6 protein-coding genes are annotated in these 6,128 nt (G+C 38.9%); all 6 read left to right on the forward strand.

Annotated elements, in window-relative coordinates:
• Nucleotides 1–329 (forward strand): hypothetical protein (locus Q0238_RS10635; protein ID WP_297945887.1); only part of this gene is annotated, 329 nt, incomplete at its 5' end.
• Nucleotides 330–338: 9 nt separating this feature from the next.
• Nucleotides 339–1,439 (forward strand): zonular occludens toxin domain-containing protein, encoded by a 1,101-nt coding sequence (locus tag Q0238_RS10640; protein ID WP_297945889.1) that lies wholly within the window; start codon nt 339–341, stop codon nt 1,437–1,439.
• Nucleotides 1,399–2,568: a type II and III secretion system protein gene (locus Q0238_RS10645; protein ID WP_297945891.1), complete on the forward strand. Its 1,170-nt coding sequence runs from the start codon at nt 1,399–1,401 to the stop codon at nt 2,566–2,568. Before Q0238_RS10640 ends, Q0238_RS10645 begins: the two co-directional genes overlap by 41 nt.
• A gap of 138 nt (nt 2,569–2,706) precedes the next feature.
• On the forward strand, nt 2,707–4,059 hold the full coding sequence (locus Q0238_RS10650; protein ID WP_297945893.1) for a hypothetical protein: 1,353 nt from the start codon (nt 2,707–2,709) through the stop codon (nt 4,057–4,059).
• Between the two features lie 12 nt (nt 4,060–4,071).
• Nucleotides 4,072–5,145 carry a DNA (cytosine-5-)-methyltransferase gene (dcm, locus tag Q0238_RS10655; RefSeq protein ID WP_297945895.1) on the forward strand — a complete coding sequence of 358 codons (1,074 nt, stop codon included), beginning with the start codon at nt 4,072–4,074 and terminating at the stop codon, nt 5,143–5,145.
• A gap of 11 nt (nt 5,146–5,156) precedes the next feature.
• Entirely contained in the window at nt 5,157–6,032 is an 876-nt protein-coding gene (locus tag Q0238_RS10660; RefSeq protein ID WP_297945897.1) for a site-specific integrase, read from the forward strand.
• Nucleotides 6,033–6,128: the final 96 nt, after the last annotated feature.

Consider the following 6,128-nt stretch of genomic DNA (forward strand, 5'->3'; position numbering starts at 1 on the left):
TTGTTTTAATAGAAGCTGCAATGTTTATTTTGATGCTTATATATTTTGGCGCGTTGCTTGCTATGGCTGTATTTTTGTTCGATCAATTAGGCGATATTTATGGTTTTATCAAAAATCTTACCAATCCTGGCACTTCTACGAATGAGGTTACTTCTGTTGCTTTGTCTGTGTTATCAACTCTTGGTGTTTTTAAGGCTTTTTGGGACGTCTTTAATCTTTATGCTCCGTTTTTAATATCATTGTTTTTGATAATAGGCGCAAAAATGGGTATGAAGCTACTTGAAAAACTTAGGAAAACTATAAATGAGCTTACTTATTATATTACTTGAGGCTTCTAAATGATAACTTACATCGTCGGCAATCCCGGTAGTGGTAAGACATATTATGCAGTTTTTAAAATTTATCAGCTTTTTATTTTCAAGCCAAAGGATACTTTCCTATCAAAGGTTATTAAGCCCGAGAAGCAGAAAGAATATTCATATTGCTATACCAATATCAACGGCTTTAAATTTGAGTTAGACGATAAATTTATAAAATTCGACTATGAAAAGTTTTACTCCGATCTTGAAGTCCTATATTTGCTTTATATGGATAAAGTGGGCGATGACGTTCTAAATGAAAAAGCCAAGGAGCTAAATTTACATAATGTCTTAATAATCCTCGATGAGGCTCATAACTTCTTAAAAGCCAAAGAGGATAATATTTTAGTTTGGTGGCTTACCTATCATCGCCATTTATACCAGGATATTATGCTTATTACACAGGATTTATCGCTTATAAGTAACGAGTATAAGCGTATAGCCGAGCATTTTGTAAAAGCCGTAGATAGCTCTAAGCGCCTATTCAAAAATAAATTTAGATATATGCTTTATGGCTCTTACAAAATGTATCAAAAAGACGTTATGCAGAAATTTCACGTTCCGTATATGAAAGAGGTTTTTAATCTCTATCACTCGGGGCAAAATGCTTCTCAAAAATCTTTTGTTCGTAAATTTCTTTATGTATCATTATTTCTGTTTATCACGCTATCTATATATTTTTATTTTTTTGTGAAAAGTTTCAATTCTGATGAATCCGCCGATTCCTCCGCCCCCGATACCCAATCCAATCAACCTATCGAAACCGCAAGCGGTAATAGCACTAAAGCTTTATTTAACGCTTCCGTTCCAAATTCTAATGAACCTCCTATCGGCTACATATACCAAATTTATTGTTTTTACGATCGCTGCTCCATTCAAAACGGCACTTACGATCACTTTGATCAGAGATACTTAAATTTCATCTTTTTGCGCTCCCCGCCTAAATTTAATGTGCGCTCGTTTAAAGGTAAAGGTATTACGTATTTCTTTGTCGGCTTTGATAAGCCCGTTTTCGATAACCTAAAGAAGGAAGAGTTAGATGAAAAAAATTCTTTTTCTAGCGCTATTTATTCTAAGTAGCGCATTCAGTGAGGAAGTCAAGCTTAATTTGCTTGATTTCGCCAACGTTGCTAGCCATAATTCAAAAATCGATATTCTAATCAGTGATGAGATAGATCCGAATAGCTTTTATTTCTACACTGCTAAGAATTCAGACGTAACTATAAAACACTTTCGCAAAGCCATAGAAAGTAAAGGCTTAAAGCTCATTCTAACGGACGGCTTTTATTATGTTTTTAAGAAGAATAAGGACTATGGCGATGCTAATGGCAGCATTAGCGCCGAGCGCAGGCTAAGATATTTCACTCTTGCTAATAACTCCTATGACGACGCGGATAAGATAGTAAGCAAGATGACCGATCAAAACTCAAGCTATATCCGCTCTACAAACTCCGTAGTCTTTAAAGCAAGCGACGACGAATATAGCGACATAATAGATTTTGTGCAAAGAAGCGATAAAAAGCTCGAGCAGGTAAATTTTAAGCTTACTATACTTGAAACGAATACCAATGATTACAAAGATATAGGCTCGCATCTAAATTCTTTAGGCGACGTCGTTACCCGCTCCGATCTAAACTATTTCATAAATCTTATCACTATGCCTTATAGCGCTGAAACGAATGTCGTAACTACAAAGAAACGGGGCTTTTACGGAGTTCTTAGCCTGCTTCAGCAAAACGGCGTAACGACTATCAAGCAAAGCCCTTTTCTGGTCGCAAAAAGCGGCGCCGAGGTATATTTTTCCTCCGTCGAAAATGTGCCGTATCTAACGAACACCAGCACCTACACTCAAAACGGCACCGCCACTCAAAACAGCTACGAATACAAGGATGTAGGCTTAAAAATCAAAATTCGCCCGGTTGTGCTTCAGAATTCAAACGTCGATTTTAGCCTTGATTTGGTGGTTGAGGACTTATTAGATACGCAAAACACCCTTACGCCGCGCACGAGTAAAAAGGAGCTCAAATCAAATTATAGCCTTAAGCGGGGCGAGCTTTTGGTTTTAAGCGGCATTAACAAAGACGTTGCCTATTCAAAACGTAACGGCGTGCCGCTACTCAAGGATATACCTATACTCAAATATCTTTTCTCTATCGAGCAGAATTATAAAAGCACTAGCGTTATAACCCTTACGATAGAGGTAAATTAAAATGAGTATGAGAGCATACGGCATATTATTCGGGCGACGGCCGCAGAGAAAAGCAAGCGACGAGGCACGAGGAGCGCGCTTTTCTCTGCTCCCTTGTCAATTTAATAAAAATCTGTCACTCTTAAATAAAGCTTAAAGATGTTTGGACTAAATGAGGCTGATCTTTTAGCTGTAAAGCTTAAAATTGACAGACAACGAAAGTTTTTGCAGGATTATAAATTCGTAAATTCTTTCGGCGAAGAAAAAAGTCTGCTTTCGGTCTCAAAGTCTGCAAACTTTTCAAGCACCTATTACGCCGAGGTAGCCAATAGGACAAATACTATCCATATGCTTTCAATCAAACATGAGCTGGTGCCCGTGTTTCTAACCATTACCTTAAACGGCTGTTTTCGTAAGGCGCTAGTGGGTAATTTTGCTACCTTTACCACCAAGGATATTAGATCGCTTCCGATAGAACAGAAACAGAAGCTTAACGAGGGCGTGCCTTTTACTATCAAGGATTTAGCCAACGTTTTAAATTATAATTTTCATAAATTTACTAAACGTTTTAGGCGCGTTTATGAGGGCGAGGTATTTCAGTATATCCGCACCTTTGAGCCGCATAAAAATGATGGCGTGCCGCATATTCACGCTTTGATATATGCCCCAAGGCATACAATTCCGTATCTGCTTAAAATTTACAAAGACGTATTCTATGCCCCACAGAATTTAAGAAATGAGCGTTTAACTGCGGCTCAAATAGCAAACGGCGAGATTAACGGGTTTCAGACCTCTATAAACAACGCCACGGGTTATGTGATGAAATATATCACCAAGACCTTTATAAATTTCAACGAAACTGACGATATTAACGAGGTTCAGGCGTGGTTTATAAAGCATAAAATTCGCAGGTTTCTATCCTCGCAAAACCCAATCCCGCTTTGGGTTTACCGTAAGATAAATTTCATTAAAGGTTTGCGTGATCTCGGCAACCTCAATATCCTAAAAGACTTTAACGATACACTTATAGAGTGGGATTATAAGAGCCAAAGTATTTTTATGAGTATTCCTTACACTTCAGAGGAGCTTATCTACGAGGACGGACACCTGCTATATTACGTCTGCGGTCGGCTTAAGCATGAATACGTTAAGAGTATCAATCCAGCTCAAAGCGTCGGTAAAATCCAATCTCACGAGTTTAAATCTATTCAAAAGGTTTATAATAGCGGCGAAAAACCTATAATCTACAAGCCTAGCAAGATATTTCGCACCGCTTGGAAAGATATGAGCGATGAAAGACTTAAACTCTATTGGCGCAATAATCAAAACGAAATGACGGACGACATTCTAAGCGTCCAAGATTACGCTATGCTTGAGAATGAAATGATCGAGCGCGGCTTCTTGCAACGATACAAAAATCATATCAGATATTTTACCGAGCATGCTTTAGAGGATATTAGGGAATTAGAATTTAAGTATTCCAATAATGGCGTTATGCCGTATCCGTTTTGAAAGGATAATATTTTGCATATTGCGACTATCTTTTCAGGTATCGGCGTAGCGGAGATGGCGTATCGCAAGGTGTTCGGCTATAGCAGCACGATATTTGCTTGCGAAATTGACAAATTCGCGCGCCGTAGTTATGAAGCCAATGCGCTCAACCACCAAAACGTGCCTTTTTATGAGGATGTCCGCACCCTAGATGCTACGAAGTATCACGGACAAATAGGCATACTTGTAGGCGGCAGCCCCTGCCAAGACTTTTCTATCGCAGGAGAGCGAGCGGGCACGGAGGGGGATCGCGGCAATCTCATCTGGCAATACTATCGCATAGTGAAAGAATGCCGCCCGGAGGTTTTCGTATTCGAAAACGTCAAAGGCTTTCTATCGATCGAAAAGGGCAAGGCATACGTGAATTTCCTGAATGCTTTGCGCGATCTTGGCTATCACTGCTACGCTGAAATTCTCAACACCAAAGACTACGGTATTCCTCAAAATAGAGAGCGACTATATATAGTCGGCTTCCTTGATGCGGATAGGTATTTTTCCTTTCATTTCGCACCTAAACAGTCTCTGAAGCTTACGCTCGGGGATATGCTAGAGACCTCTGTAGATGAAAAATATTTTTTGAGTGAGCACGCGATTGCGGGAATGAGGCGAAAGAATCCGAAATTTAAAGGGCGATTCAGCTCGGTTTCGGAATTTGATGGCGTAAGCAACACTTTAACTACAAATCAGGGCGCACGCAGAACTGATACTTTCATTAAGATATTAGGCGAGCTGGATTTCAAAACCAAAGACACTAATAAAAGAGTATATGATATAAATGGAATCTCCCCCACCCTTACTACCAGAAGCGGCGGACAAACGGAGCCGAAAATATTACAACGATTACTCTGCGGTGAGCGCATACGTAAACTCACTCCGCGCGAATGTTTGCGCCTGCAAGGCATCGGCGATGATTTCAAAATCGTAGTGAGCGATACGCAGATATACAAGCAGGCGGGAAATGCTATGAGCCAAAACGTCGTAGAGATGATTTTTAGAGAGTTGGAATTCAAATATTCCAATAACGGCGTTATGCCATATCTATTCTAAAAGGCTTTAAGATGTTGCTTAACGAGCTTTTTAACGATTATATAGAATTTTACGAGCTGATACTTCGTAAGCACACTTTAGAAAGTGATATATCAACCTACAAGAAGCATATCGCTTCAAGTTTAGGCGAAAAAGATGTAAGCGATATAAGCTTTTTGGATATTCAAAGGCTCTGTAACGGCTTAATCAAGGCTGATTATAAAATCAAGACCGTTAAAAATATCCTTGCAAAGCTTCACGTAATATTTAAATTTGCTCAAAAGCTTGAGCTTATAGCTAAAAATCCTTGCGATTTCGTCGAGTTGCCTAAATTTGACAATAAGCGATATTTTGATTATCCGCTATCCGTCCAAAGGCAATTTATAAAAGCTATATGTGAAAATGAAGCTGATAGCGCCGATATATTCTTTTTTCTACTCCACGGCAGGCGTAAAAATGAGGTCTTAAGCTTGCGTTGGAGTGACGTAAATTTAAAGACTAAAACTTACGTCATACCTTTTCAAATCAATAAAGCTAAGCGCGATATGGTCTATTCTATGAGCGACGAACTTTATAAAAGGCTATTAAAGCGCTATATAGCCGCAAAACAGAATAATCAGCTAAATAGCTATGTCTTTATCAATCCCGCTACTAAAACAAAATTTGTTGATCTGCGTAGAAGTTGGAATTCTTTGCTTAAGCGAAACAATTTACCCAAAATCAGGCTTCACGACATAAGGCATCTTATTGGCACATATTGCATAAATTATCTTAAGTTGCCGATCGAGCAGGTGAGTTTTACTCTCGGTCATACGAATATCATTACTACTCAAAAATATATTACGGCTAACATAAAGCAATCGAAAAGCACTATCGAAAATTTGATAATTTCTGCTTTGGAAAAATAAGAATATTTTAAGATTTTATCAAATGCCCTTGTAATGGGTGTTTGGTTGCAGAGGGTGGATTTGAACCACCGACCTTCGGGTTATGAGCCCGACGAG

Source organism: uncultured Campylobacter sp., assembly GCF_938045775.1.
Taxonomy (GTDB): domain Bacteria; phylum Campylobacterota; class Campylobacteria; order Campylobacterales; family Campylobacteraceae; genus Campylobacter_B.